This window comes from Xenorhabdus poinarii G6 (genome assembly GCF_000968175.1).
GTDB lineage: Bacteria > Pseudomonadota > Gammaproteobacteria > Enterobacterales > Enterobacteriaceae > Xenorhabdus > Xenorhabdus poinarii.
The window spans coordinates 2,401,667-2,419,267 of the sequence record NZ_FO704551.1 but is presented as its reverse complement, the minus strand read 5'-3'; the positions used below and the strand labels follow the sequence as shown (position 1 = coordinate 2,419,267).

Genomic DNA, 17,601 nt, shown 5'->3' with positions numbered 1-17,601 from the left:
AAGTTTTAAATTAAATCGTAAATTAATATTTACACTTATGATATTTAATTTACATTTTTGGATTGTATTCTTTACGATGCATGGTATGTTATCGACTAGACACTGAGAAAAACATGAAATGGATAAAGTAAGGCAGGTAGAGAGACATGATCATGCAAAAAGACGCGCTTAATAACGTTCATATTCTTGATGAACAGGTTCTTATCACTCCAGAAGAGTTGAAACGGAAATACCCGTTGAATAGCAATGAACTCCATGCCATCACAAACGCACGCAATACTATTGCTGACATTATTCAGCATCGAGATCCCCGTTTATTAGTGGTATGTGGTCCTTGCTCAATTCATGATGTGGATGCCGCTCTGGATTATGCTCAGCGTCTGAAAGCACTCTCCACTGAATTGAGTGATTGTCTGTATATTGTTATGCGCGTCTATTTTGAAAAACCCCGGACAACGGTTGGTTGGAAAGGACTCATCAGCGATCCCTATATGGATGGTTCTTTTGATATGGATGCCGGATTGCATATTGCTCGCCGCCTGTTGTCAAATTTGGTAGAAATGGGATTACCTCTGGCTAATGAAGCACTTGATCCCAATAACCCTCAATATTTGGGGGATCTCTTTAGCTGGTCAGCCATTGGTGCCAGAACGACGGAATCTCAAACTCATCGTGAAATGGCATCTGGTTTATCCGTATCAGTCGGATTTAAAAATGGTACTGATGGTAATTTGAATACCGCTATTAATGCCATGAAAGCCGCTGCAATGCCTCATCGTTTTATGGGGATAAATCAGTCGGGGCAAGTCTGCTTACTACAAACTAAAGGAAATCCGAATGGGCATGTGATCTTGCGCGGCGGTGCTGTGCCGAATTATAGTGCAGACCATGTCGCTGATTGTGAACGCCAAATGATCCAAGCAGGACTGGTACCATCTCTGATGATTGATTGCAGTCATGGTAATTCTAATAAAGATTTTCGTCGTCAAAGTATCGTTGTGGATTCTGTTGCTGAACAAATTATCTCAGGCAATCAATCCATTACGGGCATTATGCTGGAAAGCCACCTTAATGAAGGTAATCAATCCTCTGAACAGCCACGTTCGGGGATGAAATACGGTGTTTCGGTCACTGACGCATGTATTAACTGGCAGACTACAGCGCAGATTTTGCGAAAACTGCATCAACAAATCGCCCCACATTTGGCCAATCGAAATATGACGATGGAAAAAGCAGGATAATCAATATGGCAGCAGAATTGTCACAATTGAGGACGCAAATTGATGAGGTAGATAAATCCTTATTATCTTTGCTAGAGAAACGAATGCACTTAGTTGCCCAAGTTGGTGAAGTTAAAAGTCAACTTGGCTTACCAATTTATGCGCCTGACCGGGAAGCTGAAATGCTGTCCTCTCGCCGTCAGGACGCGGAAAATGTGGGCATTTCGCCTGATTTGATTGAAGACATCCTGCGCCGAATTATGCGAGAGTCTTATGTCAGTGAAAATAAAAAAGGCTTTAAAAAACTCGGTACTCATTTGGGACCGGTCGTTATCGTTGGTGGCTCAGGCAAAATGGGCAGATTATTCCGTCGATTGTTAACGTTGTCTGGCTATGAGGTCCGGGTGCTTGAAGCCAGCGATTGGGGAAACGCGGAGCAGATATTGGCTGGTGCAGGAATGGTGATAGTCAGCGTTCCCATACACTTGACGGACAAAATTATTCGTCAGTTGCCTCCTTTACCGGAACAATGCATTTTAGTTGATTTAGCATCCATAAAACAAAGGCCGCTAAACGCGATGCTTGATGTACATCAGGGGCCTGTTTTAGGGTTACATCCTATGTTTGGTCCCGATGTAGGCAGTTTTGCGAAACAAGTGGTTGTTTATTGCGATGGACGTTATCCAGAGGCATATCAATGGCTTTTGGAGCAGATATCGGTATGGGGGGCGAGATTACACCCAATCAACGCGGGGCAACATGATAAAAACATGAGTTTCATTCAAGCGTTACGCCATTTCACAACCTTTTCTTACGGATGCCACCTTGCAAAAGAAGACATCGATTTACAGCAATTGTTGTCACTATCTTCACCGATATATCGATTGGAATTGGCGATGGTAGGGCGCTTATTCGCGCAAGATCCTCAGTTGTATGCTGATATTATTATGTCTAGTCCGGAAAACATTGAACTTATTCGTCGGTATTATCAGAGCTTTGGACAGACCCTGGAAATATTGGAACATCAAGATAAATCAGCGTTTATTGAGCGCTTTAACCAAGTGAGTGATTGGTTTGGCGATGAAGCCGTGCGATTTATGAAGGAAAGTCAGGTGCTTTTGCAACAGGCCAATGATAGCCGATCATAGGGGGTAGACAGAAATAATTAATCTTATATCTGGCTTATATTTGGTAATGGTAGAAAGTTTATCTCCGATATTCTGTTTAGCAAGAAACAGCTCTATCCGCATTAATCGTTGGACATTGACTGCCTTTGGGCGCTTCTCCAACGATATCTGAGCCAATTAGCTGGCCATAACGAAGTTCTGCGTAAAATCGGACATCAAGTAATAGACCGAGCCACCTCTGCAAATTCATTAAAAACGGATAGTTAGTATTTTCGTTGTGAGTTGACATAAATTAATCATGAAGATATCATTCAATTTATAAATTGAATGATATCTTGTCAAAGTTATGTATCACCAACTAGTGGGAACTTGGTTCGATCGTAGCACCCCCGGCAAAGATAAGAAGCTTGAATCTGATGACTGACGAAAAGGAAACTCAATGGATATTACGTTAAAAGTGGTTGTTATTGGGATTGGAGCGACACTGATAATGGACATTTGGGCTATTTTGCAGAAACAGTTTTTTAACATTCCTTCTCTTGATTACAGATTGGTCGGACGCTGGTTAGGGCATTTCCCTCAGGGGCAATTTATCCATCATACGATTATACAAGCCCCTAAGGTGAAGGGAGAATTTTTGATGGGATGGTTGGCACACTATGCAATAGGTATCATTTTTGCTTTTTTATTGGTTGCGGTTGTCGGACACCAATGGGTATATGAACCGACATTGATTCCTGCATTCATCATCGGTATCATCAGCGTTATTGCTCCTTTTTGCATCATGCAACCCGCTTTTGGGTTCGGAATCGCTGCTTCACGCACACCTCAACCTAATGTTGCCCGGCGTCGGAGTTTGATTGCACATGCGTCATTTGGTATTGGGCTCTACCTAAGTGCGCAATTTCTACAATTAATCATTAATTTGTGAGTATAACATTGCACCACCGTGTACGAAGTCGGAGAAACTCTTGTGTGATGCCTCACTGTTTCTCCAAAGAGTTTGATTAATTTCTGTATCACACCGGACCGCCACCTTTATTTGACATTTTGTTTGCTACACTTTGCGCGATTATCGTGGAGGGCTGGCGTGATGGTCGTATGCTGATAAGAAAAGGAAATATTCGCTAGTTTAAGCGTCTATCCCAATAGAATTATATCCAGATAATTAAATGTTTTTAATTAATGTGAAATATAATCCCATGCTTTATTCAGGCCTAATATTTTTTAGGCTTGAAATAAGGTTTTTTATTATGATGTAAATTTTGTCTTATTTTCATAAGTGTTAGGAGTCTAGATTTATATTCTCTTATATACTATTGTTTCGGTATCTATAATATAACAGTTCAAAACCATAAGTTAAAAAATAACTTTAATTTAACTTTTTTCATGTGTAGTCTCTATTGTCTTGATTCAGTTAACATGCATTCATGATGGTTGATAGTGGGATATTGAAAATATTATCAAGAAATTTTAATTCGATAACCTTTGTTTATTAGTCGATAAGAAAAAGTGATTTGAATTATTAAGATAAAAAAGACAATTTATATATGGATTGCTGATTTTTGAAATTCTTATTTCATTAATGAGTAAATATAAAAATTAGGTAATCTCAAAAACTAATATTTATCACACTATACGAGGAGGTTAAATAGTTGTGATGTCAATTGAGTATAAATAGAAGAAATAACTTGGATTTAGATAATAAAAAGTATTTTTACTGACGCAGTTAATTATATGAATCATAGATTTCACTGAAATTAAAATATCAATCCATCTTGAACAATTTATTAATGGTGAAAATTACGGGATCATAATATGAAAAAAATAATCTTACTCCTTCAGTTTTTTTATTGGTTTTTTTGTCTCTATTGTTCATGCTCAATCAGATCATGAGCTCTATGGCATTAACATTGCTGAAAAAATAACAGAGTATTATTTGCACACTCCCTATGATTGTGGTGATGATGCTTCTCCTGCATTTTTATGCTCTGGTGTTTTATTAAGAGGAATTGTTGCTTCGGATAATTATCATTCTTGGAATCCAAGTCCACATTCTCAGAAAAGCGGGGGAGTTTCATTTTCTTATTTAAGACATGATGCTAAAGTCATTGAATTTGCTAATGATTACAAAAATGGTTTTATTTTTTCTCCGTATTATACTAACCCAAATAGTGTTAACCCAATTAATGATAAAATTAGACCACAAGTTCTTTGTTACTTTCCTATTGATGGCGATACTTTCGATAGAAAGGATAAAGGCTGTGGGGCTTATGTCATGGGAAATTATAGCAGTACTCCTTGTCAGTCACAGGGAATTACTACCGCTAAACAATGGGTGAAGCAATATTATAGTATCCATAAAAATAACAAATACCAATGTGGTTTTGATGTTAGGAGGAATGCAGCTGCATTTATGCAAGGAATTAAGGTGAGATCATTGTTCGATTTACCCTTAAATAATGAATTAATCTTGGCTACATGGGATCAAAATATTCCTGATAAATTACCGATTAGTGCCTTTTTCTATCGTGTAGGAGGATTAAAAGATGCACAACATGATCAAAAGGATTTTTATAAAGTAACCGGGAAAATAATACCTATTATACGAATAGATTTACCGTCTGATAAAAATCAAGATATTAAATTTAGCTATAGCCAAGAAGATCAGTCTATTTTTCCTAAAAATTAACATCTAAAAATGAATGAAAGACCCATGCTTTCATTATGGTATTCAGTTCGGGAACTAAAATAATTATGTCTATCTGTATTTTTATCAATATACGTATTTAACTTGAAGTTTGCTTCAGAAGAAAACTAAATGCCTGAGGCATGATCAACGTTTTTGTTGAAGAAAACAAAATCGTGGAGATACTCAGGCATGTCTAATTGGGAAGAACTTTACTGCCGTGTCGATGACTTTTGCCAAAAATTTATTCCTTTCTGGCATCAATAGTTAATTGAAAATGGCTTGTTTAAATGTCACCACGAAGCTTGCCTTTCTATCAGAAAAGTGATTATGTTCCTCATTTTATTTAATATGATCCATTATATTGGTTTTAAAACGTTTTATATTGATGTGGGTAAAATTTCTTTTTTTATATATATCACGGATTTAATCATTGCAAGCAATAGTAATAAGGTGGAGATTAGGTAAACGTAATTAATATTCATAGCGATAGTTTCTACATTGTCAGAAACTAATGTTCCAAATAATGCCACTCCTACTGCCCCTGCAAACTGTCTGCCCGTGTTGAGAATTGCTGAAGCGGTACCAGAAATTGTTTTGTCCACGCTTCCTATTACTACCGTGGTTGTTAATGGAATAGCGGTGCCCATACCCAAAGTAACCAGCATCATTCCAGGAATCATTGCAAGGATACCAGTATATGTTGGGAGTAGAGCCAACCATGCGTAACCGATAGCCGCCATTCCAAGTCCGCCTGAAATTGAAACTTTATATCCCACCATCTTAACTAGCCGAACACTATTAAGATTCGCAACAATTATTACCCCTGTTAAAGGTAGGAATGCAATACCTGATACCGCTGGGCTATATCCTAATACTTTGTGGAAATAAAGTGTCAAAACAAAAATTAAACCATAAAACGTGAAGCTTAATAAAGAAGCGGAAAGTACTGATGATGAAAATGGCATAATGCGGAAAACGGATAGAGGCACTAGCGGATTATTAGAAAAGTGTTGTCGGATCAAAAAAGCTACTAATAAGATAGCGGCAAAGATTATACCCAGAATAACATTTTGATCCCACCCAGCTTTACCTACACGTATAAAACTATTAATCAATGACAGTAAGCTAAGACCGATAAGAACTTGTCCTATAAGATCAAAACGGCCTTTAACACTTTTGGGTGTTTCTACAACAACCTTAATTGTTATTGCAATAGCAACTAGGCAAATAGGAACATTGACAAAGAAAATCCATCTCCACCCCGGGAATGTTACCAATGCACCACCTAATATAGGCCCTAATGCTGTTGCCAATGCACCTGATGCAGCCCAAAAGCTAACAGCTTTAGCTCTCAACGCATTATCACCTTTGCAAGCATGTGCTATCAGAGCTAATGAAGTTGGTAACACCAAAGCTCCACCTAATCCCTGAAATGCGCGAGAAATTATTAGCATATTGGTTGAACTTGAAAGCCCACATGCGAATGATGCAAAACCGAAAATTGTAAATCCAGCGATGAAAATACGTTTACTCCCTAATCTATCACCTAATACCCCCGCTGTTAACAAAACAATCGCTAATACCAGTGTATAAGCATCAATAATCCACTGTAATCCAGAGAGAGAGCTTCCTAACTGTATACCTATTGATGGCAACGCAATATTAACTATAGTCACATCAAGTTGGATGATTACAAATGCCAAGCATGTAGCAAATACTGTCCAAAATACTTCGCTTTTGGTTGTCATAGCTTTTTCCGCAATAGTCATATACTACCTTAACAGTAAGGCAAGATAGAATGCCTTCTATGATGGTGATCGTAATATTTTATCGCTATGCTATTCCTCAGATTGATTTTTATAAATGCTTATTTAGTTAGGGCATTGTAAACAGTGGCTTTGTAATTACTTGGCTATTATTTAATTAATCCTATTTTATGAGCTATAAAAAATTCTTTTTTATATGCGATAAATGACTTATATCATTATAAGTTTAGTGGAATGCTCAGTGAGAATTACCCCAGTTTTTTTGATAAGAAATCTATTAGGCAACGAGTCTTGGGAAGAGGCTGGTTTTGGTACGGGTAAAGCAAATGTACTTTTCTAGGTGATGGTGCATATTCTTCTAACATGGTTATTAAATTACCATTTTTAATTTCCTGCGCTAGCAAAGCGTCAGGTAGCATGACTATTCCACAGCCAGCAAGCGCAGCATTGCGTAATGCTATTCCATTATTCGTGGAAAAATTGCCTTTTGTCGAAATCGCATGCTTTTTCGAATAAAATAGGCTTTCCCAGCCTGTATTTTCATTCCATAACAAATGAGTCAAACAATTATGATTTTCAAGCTCACTGGGAGATTTTGGAAAGCCATTCTTTTTAATATATTGAGGGGAGGCGCAAATACTCACACTGTAAGGCTTAAGCTGTTTAGCAACTAAGTAGCTCGAAGATTGAAGTTCTCCTATACGCACGGCTAAATCTATTCCCTCTTCTATGATATTACTAACTTTGTCATTTAATAATAACTCTACTTTAATATCCTGGTAACGATACATAAATTCTACTATTGCTTGAGTTACTAATGTTGAACCTAGCGTATTCGGTGCGGTAATTCTTACCTTACCTCGGGGAGTATTATCTAGTCTTTCTGCTATCGTTTCGGATATTCTAATACGTTCAAGTATATCTTTGCAGTCTAAGAGGTACATTCTTCCTGCTTCTGTTAGACTTTGTTTTCGCGTAGTTCTATGTATAAGACGTAACTGGAGGGTTTTTTCTAAATACTCAATATGCTTGCCTACCATAACTGGCGATATATTTAATAACGAACTTGCTGCACTAAAGCTCCCGGCTTCGGATACGGTGACAAACACTTTCATGCTTTCTAATTTGTTCATTAGTTATCCTGTATGTTTTTTGTTTTTTGACAAAATTGATCAGTAACCAAGCGAATTATAAGCATTTTTTAGAGGTTATTGACCTTTTCGAGTGATTATCAGACAGAATAATGATTTGGTATAATGACTTTTGCCAAAAAATATCCAGATCTCACCACCATGTAGCAAACTATACTAGCAGAGCCTCATTGGAATAAGCTATTTGTACAGGGGGTTAGTGCATGAGAAACTTGAACACCGTTTGCCCCTAGAAATGATTCTTTACTTGTGAAAACGAACATTCCCTGATGTGATTTACCGCAAGCGTTTGGCAAATGGAATAGCGTTTTTGAGTGTTTTAATGCTTTATCAAAGAAAACTGCTGGCATGGAAAATGGCAGAGAGTAAGGTGATGATTCGCTGAAGCTTACAAAAAACAGCAGCTAAATAGCTGCTGTTTCAGATTACTGACAAAGTGCTGGTTTTTTATCCGGCACTTTGCTTTAATCAAATTCCGTTCACCCGACGGAGCTTGCCGCCATGTTAAGAATCCCCTCTCCCCAGACGTTTCCCCCCGAAACACTCTCACTTGATGACCTCGTACCCCAAAGTCATCTGGTTCGTAAAGTGGATGCCGCCCTTGATTTCGAATTTATCCGCGACTTAGTCACCCCGTTGTATTGCCAGAATAATGGCCGCCCCGCGATAGACCCGGTGATGCTGATTAAGATGATGCTGTTGGGCTATTTATTTGGGGTGCCCAGTGAACGCCGGTTGGTTCAGGAAATTCAGGTCAATATGGCTTACCGCTGGTTTTTGCGGCTGGGGCTGACAGACAAAGTCCCGGATGCGTCAACCCTCAGCCAGAACCGACGCCGCCGCTTCAACCATTCCGATGTGTTCCAACCGATTTTCGACAACATTGTCGAACAGGCTATCCGTAAAGGCTTTGTCGGTGGCCGGGAGCTGTATACGGACAGCACCCACCTGAAAGCCAGTGCCAATCCCCATAAATCCGGGAATATTCGGCATCCCGTACCCCCGGGGGCCTATCTGGACGCGTTGGAAAAAGCGGTGAATGAAGACCGGGCTAAGTCCGGAAAAAAAGCCTGACGCCAGCCCATAAGGAACGGCAAAGAAAAGCCAAAGTCAGTACGACTGACCCGGAAAGCGGGTTTATGCACCGGACGAACAAACCCAAAGGCTTTTTCTATCTCGACCACCGTACCGTGGACGGGAAAGCCAATATTATCCTGGACACCTACGCCACGGCGGGCAATGTCCACGACAGCCAGCCATTGATAGGGCGTCTGAAGCGCCAGCGGACTCGTTTCCCGCTGAATCCGATCGCTGTGGTACTGGATGCGGGCTATTTTACGGCGCCGGTTTGCCATCTGACCCTGGAATTGGGTCTGACGCCGGTCATCAGCTATCGCCGCCCCAACAAAGGACCAAATACGTTTCAAAAGAAGCAGTTTATTTATGATCCGCAACAGGATTGCTATGTCTGCCCGCAGGGCGAAACGCTGATTTATACCACCACGGGTCGTCAGGGATACCGCTATTACCGAACGGCCGCCGGTATTTGCCAGGCCTGCCCACTTCGGGCGGCCTGCACCCGGGCTAAAAAGGGAAAAACGTTAACACGGCATATTTGGGAAGCGGACAAAGAAAAGGCCAGGGACATTCGCTTGAGCCCGTGGGGTAAAAAGGTGCATAAGCGGCGAAAAGAGACGATAGAGCGCAGTTTTGCGGATGCGAAACAGCATCATGGGCATCGTTACGCCCATTTTCGCGGATTGCTGAAAGTCCAGATACAGTGCCTGTTGGCGGCAACAGCCCAAAATATCAAGAAGATCGCCTTACTGGAGGCGGCGCTTTATTGGTTTTATCTGTGGATCATTCGTGAATTCACCGGGACAGAAACCCAATCACGCTCAGGAAAAAGACGTGTCGGGGATAAATCAGGAAAAATCGGCAGATAATGATTGATCATGAATGCAACAAACCCCGTTATTTTCAACGAGGTTTGTCAGCGGTCTGAAACAGCAGCTAAATAGCTGCTGTTTTTAATCGTCTGTTTAAACCTGGTGGGGTTAAATCTTATGCAGGATTGGCCGCAATCAGTTGTGCCACTTTATTTGCTTCAGCAGTCAACCCTAATTTCTGATAGGCTGATTCCATATAAGGAAGGGATTTCAGGGTGGCGTTAGTATCTGGATAGTCTCGCAGCATCTGTTCTACACGATTGACGACAGCGACATAAGCACCGCGTTGCGTGTAATATTTCACAACTGCAAGTTCGTATTTAGCTAAGCGTTCTTTGAGAAAGACTAAACGCTTGGTTGCATCAGCGGAATACTGGCTATTTGGGTAGTAACGCATTAACTGGCTAAAATCACGGAATGCGGCTCGGGCATGTTCAGGATCACGATTTGATCGATCCATGCTGAAAAAGCCTTGTAATAGGTTGTCATCCAGAGCTTGTGAAACCAAGCCACGCATATATAGCACATAGTCAATATTAGGGTGGGTTGGGTTCAGTCGCATGAAACGGTCAATGGATGCGAGAGCCAGTGGATATTCTGCTGTTTTGTAGTAGGCGTAAATCAAATCAAGCTGAACCTGTTGCGAGTACGGCCCGAAAGGATATCGGTTATCAAGGGATTCCAATTGCTTGATAGCCGCTTTATAGTTACCTTCTTGTAGCTTTTCCTGCCCAATTGAATAAATTTGGGATGGCGGAATATCAGGAACAGCATCCTTATTGCTGGAACATCCAGATAGAACCAGGCTCAATGTGGTCACTGCCACCAGATATTTCATGCGAATCATCACGTGTTGATTATCCTCTGAGTGTTTTCTGGGAGACTGTCCGTGAAGCTCCCGGCAAATATAGAGTTACAATAGCACACTATTTTAAATGAAACGGCTTCGCCGTCAAAACTCAACGTAAAATATAGAAATTTATATGGCACAACAAATCCGGCTTAACGCTATAGTCGCTGTATCTCAGCTTGGTCAACGTTTAGATCAAGCCTTGGCTGAATTGTTCCCTGATTATTCCAGGTCACGTATAAAAGAGTGGATCTTGGATGATAAAGTTCAAGTTAATGGCAAATTAATTAACAAACCCAAAGAAAAAGTTCTAGGCGGTGAAGAAATCACCATTGATGCTATCATTGAAGAGGATGCACGTTGGGAGCCTCAGGATATTGATCTTAATATTGTCTATGAAGATGATGATATTTTAGTCATTAATAAACCCCGTAATTTGGTCGTTCACCCGGGAGCGGGTAATCCTGATGGCACGGTATTGAATGCCTTATTATACCGTTATCCTGAAATTGCGGATGTTCCTCGTGCTGGCATTGTTCATCGTCTTGATAAAGATACGACTGGATTAATGGTTGTGGCAAAAACGGTTCCAGCACAAACCCGTTTGGTGGAATCCTTGCAATTACGTGAAATAACCCGTGAGTATGAAGCGATCGCTTTGGGATGTATGACCGCTGGGGGAATGGTTGAAGAACCTATTTCCCGTCATCCAACGAAACGGACACATATGGCCGTGCACCCTATGGGAAAACCTGCTGTTACCCATTATCGCGTAATGGAACACTTCAGGGCACATACGCGTCTGCGTTTGCGTTTGGAAACAGGCAGGACACACCAAATTCGTGTGCACATGGCACATATCAAGCATCCATTGGTGGGTGATCAGTTGTATGGTGGACGCCCTCGCCCATTAAAAGGCGCTTCTGATGAATTTCGCGAAGTGATGCGCAATTTTGATCGTCAGGCATTGCACGCCACTATGTTACGTCTCTACCATCCGATTACGGGTATTGAGATGGAATGGCATGCACCATTGCCAGATGACATGGTGAAATTGGTTGAAGTGATGAAAGCGGATACAGAAGCTTTCAAAGATGAAATGGATTGGTAGGTAAATGACATCACTGATTTTTCCTGATTGGCCACAACCTGATAATGTTGGTGCTTGCAGTACCACCCGCTTGGGGGGCGTGAGCTTGCCCCCATATGATAGTTTAAACTTAGGCAATCACGTTGGGGATGTTCCGGAAGCCGTGGAACGGAATAAGGCATTGTTAGTTGAATATGCCCAATTACCGCAGCAACCGACATGGTTAGAACAAGTTCATGGTACACGTGTTATCACACTTGATGGTTTGTCAGTGGTAAATAATCAGGCTGATGCTGTTTACACGAATATACCGGGGCAGGTTTGTGCTGTGATGACAGCAGATTGTCTGCCAGTGCTTTTTTGTAGTCGTTCAGGTATGGAGGTGGCCGCCGCCCATGCCGGATGGCGTGGACTATGTGCCGGGGTGTTGGAAAATACCGTATCCCGATTTAATGCAAAACCGGATACGATCCGTGCTTGGTTGGGGCCAGCTATTGGCCCTGAAAAATTTGAGGTGGGTAGTGAGGTGAGGGAAGCCTTCATAAAGACTAACCCTGAGCTAGCACAAGCTTTCACGCCTTATGATGATCATAGTAATAGGTTTCTGGCAAATATTTACTTACTGGCTAAATTAAAGTTGCAGTCAGTAGGCATAGCAGAAATTTTTGGTGGGATCGCATGTACTTTCATGGAGGAAAAAAATTTTTTCTCCTATCGTCGTGATGGCCATACTGGGAGAATGGCAACTTTAATCTGGTTGCGATAACTGACTTCACAGGGCGATCTTTGATGTATAGCGGTCCGTGTCCAATTAACTTGTCAGAATACCTTGAATATGTAAGGAATTGACCTTATCTAATCTTCAGTAGCAAATTCTGACCAGTATTGGAGGTGTTATGCGTCTGGATCGTCTTACCAATAAATTCCAGCTTGCTCTCGCTGACGCCCAATCTCTCGCATTGGGGCGTGATAACCAATTCATTGAACCTATCCATTTGATGAGTGCATTACTCAATCAAGAAGGTGGTTCAATTCGTCCTTTATTAGCCTCGGCAGGGGTGGATACGGGCAATTTCAACCACCAACTGACTCAGGCTCTGAATCGATTGCCGAAAGTAGAGGGCAACGGTGGCGATGTGCAGGTATCCAATGAACTGGGACGTTACCTCAACTTGTGTGACAAGCTTGCACAAAAAAAAGGCGATAACTTTATATCTTCAGAACTCTTTGTTCTGGCAGCGATAGAAGAGCGTGGAATATTAAGTGACATGCTAAAAGCTGCGGGGGCAACCAAAGATAAGATCACTAAGGCAATAGAACAAATGCGTGGTGGTGACAAAGTGAATGATCAAGGTGCAGAAGATCAGCGTCAAGCGTTAAAGAAATATACCATTGATCTTACTGAACGCGCTGAACAAGGCAAATTAGATCCCGTTATCGGACGTGATGAAGAAATCCGTCGAACTATTCAGGTATTACAACGTAGAACTAAAAACAACCCGGTCCTCATTGGTGAACCTGGGGTTGGGAAGACCGCAATTGTCGAAGGCTTGGCACAGCGTATCGTTAATAGTGAAGTTCCAGAAGGGCTGAAAAACAAACGTGTTTTGTCACTTGATATGGGGGCGTTATTAGCCGGTGCTAAATATCGTGGAGAATTCGAAGAACGTTTGAAAGGTGTTTTGAATGATTTAGCCAAACAGGAAGGTTCAGTCATTCTGTTTATTGATGAATTGCATACTATGGTAGGAGCCGGTAAAGCCGAAGGTGCAATGGATGCTGGTAATATGTTAAAACCAGCTCTGGCTCGTGGTGAACTGCATTGCGTTGGGGCAACAACTCTGGATGAATATCGTCAATATATAGAAAAAGATGCAGCTTTGGAGCGCCGCTTCCAAAAAGTGTATGTCGCAGAACCTACTGTTGAAGACACGATTGCTATTTTACGTGGGTTGAAAGAGCGATATGAATTGCATCATCATGTCCAGATTACTGATCCAGCAATTGTTGCGGCGGCAACATTGTCTCATCGCTATATTTCTGACCGCATGCTGCCTGATAAGGCAATCGACCTGATTGATGAAGCAGGGGCAAGCCTGCGTATGCAGATGGATTCTAAGCCGGAAGCCTTGGATCGCCTTGAGCGCCGTGTTATTCAACTAAAGCTTGAACAACAGGCACTAAAAAAAGAATCTGATGATGCCAGTAAAAAGCGTTTAGAGATGCTGAATGAGGAATTGGCAGAAAAGGAACGTGAATATTCTGAATTGGAAGAAGAGTGGAAAGCAGAAAAAGCTGAACTGAGTGGTACTCAGAATATCAAAGCCGAATTAGAAAATACCCGTATTGAATTAGAAAAAGCACGCCGTAACGGTGACTTGGCTAAAATGTCTGAAATTCAGTATGGTAAAATTCCCGAATTGGAAAAGCGTCTGACAACGGCAACCACAGCAGAAAATCGTCATATGAAGTTGCTGCGTAACAAAGTCACAGATGCTGAAATAGCCGAAATACTTGCTCGTTGGACAGGAATTCCAGTGTCCAGGATGCTGGAAAGTGAAAAAGATAAATTATTGCGCATGGAGCAAGAATTGCATAAGCGTGTGATTGGGCAGAGTGAAGCTGTTGATGCTGTATCGAATGCCATTCGTCGTAGCAGAGCCGGGTTATCTGATCCTAATCGTCCGATCGGTTCGTTCATGTTTTTGGGACCGACTGGCGTTGGTAAAACAGAATTGTGCAAGGCGCTGGCTAATTTCTTGTTCGACAGTGATGATGCCATGGTGCGCATTGATATGTCAGAGTTTATGGAAAAACACTCAGTATCAAGGTTGGTCGGTGCGCCTCCTGGATATGTTGGATACGAAGAAGGGGGATATTTGACAGAAGCTGTGCGTCGTCGTCCTTATTCTGTCATTTTGCTGGATGAAGTAGAAAAAGCGCATCCAGATGTCTTCAACATTTTGTTACAGGTTTTGGATGATGGTCGTTTAACTGATGGACAGGGTAGAACTGTCGATTTTCGCAATACGGTTGTGATTATGACCTCCAACTTAGGTTCCGATATGATCCAAGAACGTTTTGGTACCTTGGATTATATCGGTATGAAAAATATGGTGATGGAAGTGGTTGGTCATCATTTCAGACCTGAGTTTATCAATCGTGTTGATGAGGTTGTTGTATTCCATCCACTCGGGAAAGGGCATTTGACATCTATTGCAAATATTCAATTGCAGCGTTTATATCAGCGCTTAGAAGAGCGTGGTTATCAAGTAGAAATAACACCGTCCGCGCTGGAAAAATTAAGCGAAGCGGGTTTTGACCCTGTATATGGTGCTCGCCCATTAAAACGTGCAATTCAACAAGAGATTGAAAACCCACTGGCTCAGCAGATCCTTTCTGGAACATTGATTCCAGGTAAACTAGTGACGTTGGTGCTAGAAAATGATCGGATTGTTGCCATGCAATGACATTACCTGACAGGTTTTTAATAAAAAAGCAGAGAAGGTAAAGTCACATTGAGATAAAAAGAGGTGTTTTTTGCACCTCTTCTTTCATTTTATCGATTATAAAAGCATCAGGTTATAGTGTTTTGAGGGATAAATGAGCGGTTGAGGTTTTTTTTTGAAAAAACGATTGCCACAGTCGTAAAACTCCCTATAATGCGCATCCGTTGTCACGACAAACACACAAACCTGTCGGGATGACAAAGTGAAAGGCCTTGAAAAATAAGGCTTGACACTGAAAGAGGAAAGCGTAAGATACGCAGCCTCGCAACCCGGCAGCGATGCCCGGTTGACACGCTCTTTAACAAATTAATCAGACAATCTGTGTGGGCACTCGCAAGACCCTATCTCAACGCCGAAAGGCGAAAGAAAGAATCAAGTCTTAAAGAGTGACTAACAGTGAATTCATTATGAATAAACCGTTTAATTCTTTGAGCATCAGACTTTTAATTGAAGAGTTTGATCATGGCTCAGATTGAACGCTGGCGGCAGGCCTAACACATGCAAGTCGAGCGGCAGCGGGAGAAAGCGTGCTTTCTTGCCGGCGAGCGGCGGACGGGTGAGTAATGTCTGGGGATCTGCCCGATGGCGGGGGATAACCACTGGAAACGGTGGCTAATACCGCATAATCTCTGCGGAGCAAAGTGGGGGACCTTCGGGCCTCACGCCATCGGATGAACCCAGATGGGATTAGCTAGTAGGTGGGGTAAAGGCTCACCTAGGCGACGATCCCTAGCTGGTCTGAGAGGATGACCAGCCACACTGGGACTGAGACACGGCCCAGACTCCTACGGGAGGCAGCAGTGGGGAATATTGCACAATGGGCGCAAGCCTGATGCAGCCATGCCGCGTGTATGAAGAAGGCCTTCGGGTTGTAAAGTACTTTCAGCGGGGAGGAAGGCGGCAGCCTGAATAAGGTTGGCGTTTGACGTTACCCGCAGAAGAAGCACCGGCTAACTCCGTGCCAGCAGCCGCGGTAATACGGAGGGTGCAAGCGTTAATCGGAATTACTGGGCGTAAAGCGCACGCAGGCGGTCAATTAAGTTAGATGTGAAATCCCCGGGCTTAACCTGGGAACGGCATCTAAGACTGGTTGGCTAGAGTCTCGTAGAGGGGGGTAGAATTCCACGTGTAGCGGTGAAATGCGTAGAGATGTGGAGGAATACCGGTGGCGAAGGCGGCCCCCTGGACGAAGACTGACGCTCAGGTGCGAAAGCGTGGGGAGCAAACAGGATTAGATACCCTGGTAGTCCACGCTGTAAACGATGTCGATTTGGAGGTTGTGGCCTAGAGCTGTGGCTTCCGGAGCTAACGCGTTAAATCGACCGCCTGGGGAGTACGGCCGCAAGGTTAAAACTCAAATGAATTGACGGGGGCCCGCACAAGCGGTGGAGCATGTGGTTTAATTCGATGCAACGCGAAGAACCTTACCTACTCTTGACATCCACGGAATTTTGCAGAGATGCGAAAGTGCCTTCGGGAACCGTGAGACAGGTGCTGCATGGCTGTCGTCAGCTCGTGTTGTGAAATGTTGGGTTAAGTCCCGCAACGAGCGCAACCCTTATCCTTTGTTGCCAGCACGTAATGGTGGGAACTCAAGGGAGACTGCCGGTGATAAACCGGAGGAAGGTGGGGATGACGTCAAGTCATCATGGCCCTTACGAGTAGGGCTACACACGTGCTACAATGGCAGATACAAAGAGAAGCGACCTCGCGAGAGCAAGCGGACCTCATAAAGTCTGTCGTAGTCCGGATTGGAGTCTGCAACTCGACTCCATGAAGTCGGAATCGCTAGTAATCGTAGATCAGAATGCTACGGTGAATACGTTCCCGGGCCTTGTACACACCGCCCGTCACACCATGGGAGTGGGTTGCAAAAGAAGTAGGTAGCTTAACCTTCGGGGGGGCGCTTACCACTTTGTGATTCATGACTGGGGTGAAGTCGTAACAAGGTAACCGTAGGGGAACCTGCGGTTGGATCACCTCCTTAAACCGACGATAGGTTATTGTTGCAGTGCTCACACAGATTGTCTGATGAAAATGAAGAAGAAGCAGCGCGTCTGCGAAGAAGACAGATGTCCCCTTCGTCTAGAGGCCTAGGACACCGCCCTTTCACGGCGGTAACAGGGGTTCGAATCCCCTAGGGGACGCCACGCTGCGGGGAACGGGTGAAAGGCGTAACCAACTGTATTTTTAAGTGGGCTGGTGACAGCCGATTTACAAATCATGCTCTTTAACAATCTGGAACAA

The 17,601-nt window shown here is 42.7% G+C and carries 12 protein-coding genes, 1 tRNA gene, 1 rRNA gene and 1 pseudogene; 11 read left to right on the top strand and 4 right to left on the bottom strand.

What is annotated here, in order from left to right; translation table 11 throughout:
* Positions 1-146: 146 nt before the first annotated feature.
* Together XPG1_RS11135 and tyrA are read left to right on the top strand one after the other, a co-directional pair.
* On the top strand, positions 147-1,241 hold the full coding sequence (locus tag XPG1_RS11135; protein WP_045959136.1) for a 3-deoxy-7-phosphoheptulonate synthase: 1,095 nt from the start codon (positions 147-149) through the stop codon (positions 1,239-1,241).
* 5 nt (positions 1,242-1,246) lie between these two features.
* Positions 1,247-2,368 carry a bifunctional chorismate mutase/prephenate dehydrogenase gene (gene tyrA, locus XPG1_RS11130; protein WP_045959135.1) on the top strand — a complete coding sequence of 374 codons (1,122 nt, stop codon included), beginning with the start codon at positions 1,247-1,249 and terminating at the stop codon, positions 2,366-2,368.
* A gap of 76 nt (positions 2,369-2,444) precedes the next feature.
* On the opposite strand, the gene XPG1_RS18480 is transcribed toward tyrA, so the two are convergent.
* Positions 2,445-2,636 (bottom strand): hypothetical protein, encoded by a 192-nt coding sequence (locus XPG1_RS18480; protein WP_157879482.1) that lies wholly within the window; start codon positions 2,634-2,636, stop codon positions 2,445-2,447.
* Positions 2,637-2,786: 150 nt separating this feature from the next.
* On the opposite strand from XPG1_RS18480, the gene XPG1_RS11125 reads away from it, so the two are divergent.
* The 3 genes and pseudogenes from XPG1_RS11125 to XPG1_RS19290 form a co-directional block, all read left to right on the top strand.
* The gene (locus XPG1_RS11125; RefSeq protein WP_045959134.1) at positions 2,787-3,278 is read left to right on the top strand and encodes a DUF2938 domain-containing protein; all 492 of its coding nucleotides are present in this window, start codon (positions 2,787-2,789) and stop codon (positions 3,276-3,278) included.
* Positions 3,279-4,286: 1,008 nt separating this feature from the next.
* The gene (locus tag XPG1_RS18475; RefSeq protein WP_157879481.1) at positions 4,287-5,039 is read left to right on the top strand and encodes an N-acyl homoserine lactonase; all 753 of its coding nucleotides are present in this window, start codon (positions 4,287-4,289) and stop codon (positions 5,037-5,039) included.
* A gap of 189 nt (positions 5,040-5,228) precedes the next feature.
* Positions 5,229-5,426 (top strand): annotated as a pseudogene (locus tag XPG1_RS19290) (IS982 family transposase); the annotation flags it as partial.
* On the opposite strand, the gene XPG1_RS11115 reads toward XPG1_RS19290, so the two are convergent.
* Both XPG1_RS11115 and XPG1_RS11110 read right to left on the bottom strand, forming a co-directional pair.
* Positions 5,417-6,787, bottom strand: a complete 1,371-nt coding sequence (locus tag XPG1_RS11115) for an MFS transporter (protein ID WP_045960692.1) — start codon at positions 6,785-6,787, stop codon at positions 5,417-5,419. The pseudogene XPG1_RS19290 and the gene XPG1_RS11115 sit on opposite strands and share 10 nt — an antisense overlap.
* Positions 6,788-7,053: 266 nt before the next feature.
* Entirely contained in the window at positions 7,054-7,938 is an 885-nt protein-coding gene (locus XPG1_RS11110) for a LysR family transcriptional regulator (RefSeq protein WP_045959132.1), read from the bottom strand.
* Positions 7,939-8,457: 519 nt separating this feature from the next.
* On the opposite strand from XPG1_RS11110, the gene XPG1_RS18030 reads away from it, so the two are divergent.
* Positions 8,458-9,902 (top strand): IS1182 family transposase gene (locus XPG1_RS18030; RefSeq protein ID WP_231853002.1). Its coding sequence is split into 2 segments (ribosomal slippage): positions 8,458-9,025 and positions 9,025-9,902, totalling 1,446 coding nucleotides; the frame shifts between segments, so codons are not numbered across the junction.
* 118 nt (positions 9,903-10,020) lie between these two features.
* On the opposite strand, the gene bamD is transcribed toward XPG1_RS18030, so the two are convergent.
* Entirely contained in the window at positions 10,021-10,752 is a 732-nt protein-coding gene (gene bamD / locus XPG1_RS11100) for an outer membrane protein assembly factor BamD (RefSeq protein ID WP_045959131.1), read from the bottom strand.
* A 136-nt stretch (positions 10,753-10,888) separates the two neighbouring features.
* Here bamD and rluD point away from each other — a divergent pair, with 136 nt between their 5' ends.
* The 5 genes from rluD (at position 10,889) to XPG1_RS11075 (ending at position 17,504) form a co-directional block, all read left to right on the top strand.
* Positions 10,889-11,866, top strand: coding sequence for a 23S rRNA pseudouridine(1911/1915/1917) synthase RluD (gene rluD / locus XPG1_RS11095; RefSeq protein WP_045959130.1), 978 nt, complete (start codon positions 10,889-10,891; stop codon positions 11,864-11,866).
* Between the two features lie 4 nt (positions 11,867-11,870).
* Positions 11,871-12,611, top strand: a complete 741-nt coding sequence (gene yfiH / locus XPG1_RS11090) for a purine nucleoside phosphorylase YfiH (protein WP_045959129.1) — start codon at positions 11,871-11,873, stop codon at positions 12,609-12,611.
* 130 nt (positions 12,612-12,741) lie between these two features.
* Entirely contained in the window at positions 12,742-15,315 is a 2,574-nt protein-coding gene (clpB, locus tag XPG1_RS11085; RefSeq protein WP_045959128.1) for an ATP-dependent chaperone ClpB, read from the top strand.
* A gap of 483 nt (positions 15,316-15,798) precedes the next feature.
* Positions 15,799-17,341, top strand: a 16S ribosomal RNA gene (locus XPG1_RS11080).
* A gap of 87 nt (positions 17,342-17,428) precedes the next feature.
* A tRNA-Glu gene (locus tag XPG1_RS11075) sits at positions 17,429-17,504 on the top strand.
* The last annotated feature ends 97 nt before the right edge of the window (positions 17,505-17,601 follow it).

Bases quoted from the DNA above. Each gene is read 5' to 3' on its own strand.
- tyrA (WP_045959135.1), top strand. From the start codon at position 1,247: ATGGCAGCAGAATTGTCACAATTGAGGACGCAAATTGATGAGGTAGAT.
- rluD (WP_045959130.1), top strand. From the start codon at position 10,889: ATGGCACAACAAATCCGGCTTAACGCTATAGTCGCTGTATCTCAGCTT.
- XPG1_RS11115 (WP_045960692.1), bottom strand. From the start codon at position 6,787: ATGACAACCAAAAGCGAAGTATTTTGGACAGTATTTGCTACATGCTTG.
- XPG1_RS11125 (WP_045959134.1), top strand. From the start codon at position 2,787: ATGGATATTACGTTAAAAGTGGTTGTTATTGGGATTGGAGCGACACTG.
- yfiH (WP_045959129.1), top strand. From the start codon at position 11,871: ATGACATCACTGATTTTTCCTGATTGGCCACAACCTGATAATGTTGGT.
- bamD (WP_045959131.1), bottom strand. From the start codon at position 10,752: ATGATTCGCATGAAATATCTGGTGGCAGTGACCACATTGAGCCTGGTT.
- XPG1_RS18480 (WP_157879482.1), bottom strand. From the start codon at position 2,636: ATGTCAACTCACAACGAAAATACTAACTATCCGTTTTTAATGAATTTG.
- clpB (WP_045959128.1), top strand. From the start codon at position 12,742: ATGCGTCTGGATCGTCTTACCAATAAATTCCAGCTTGCTCTCGCTGAC.
- XPG1_RS11135 (WP_045959136.1), top strand. From the start codon at position 147: ATGATCATGCAAAAAGACGCGCTTAATAACGTTCATATTCTTGATGAA.
- XPG1_RS11110 (WP_045959132.1), bottom strand. From the start codon at position 7,938: ATGAACAAATTAGAAAGCATGAAAGTGTTTGTCACCGTATCCGAAGCC.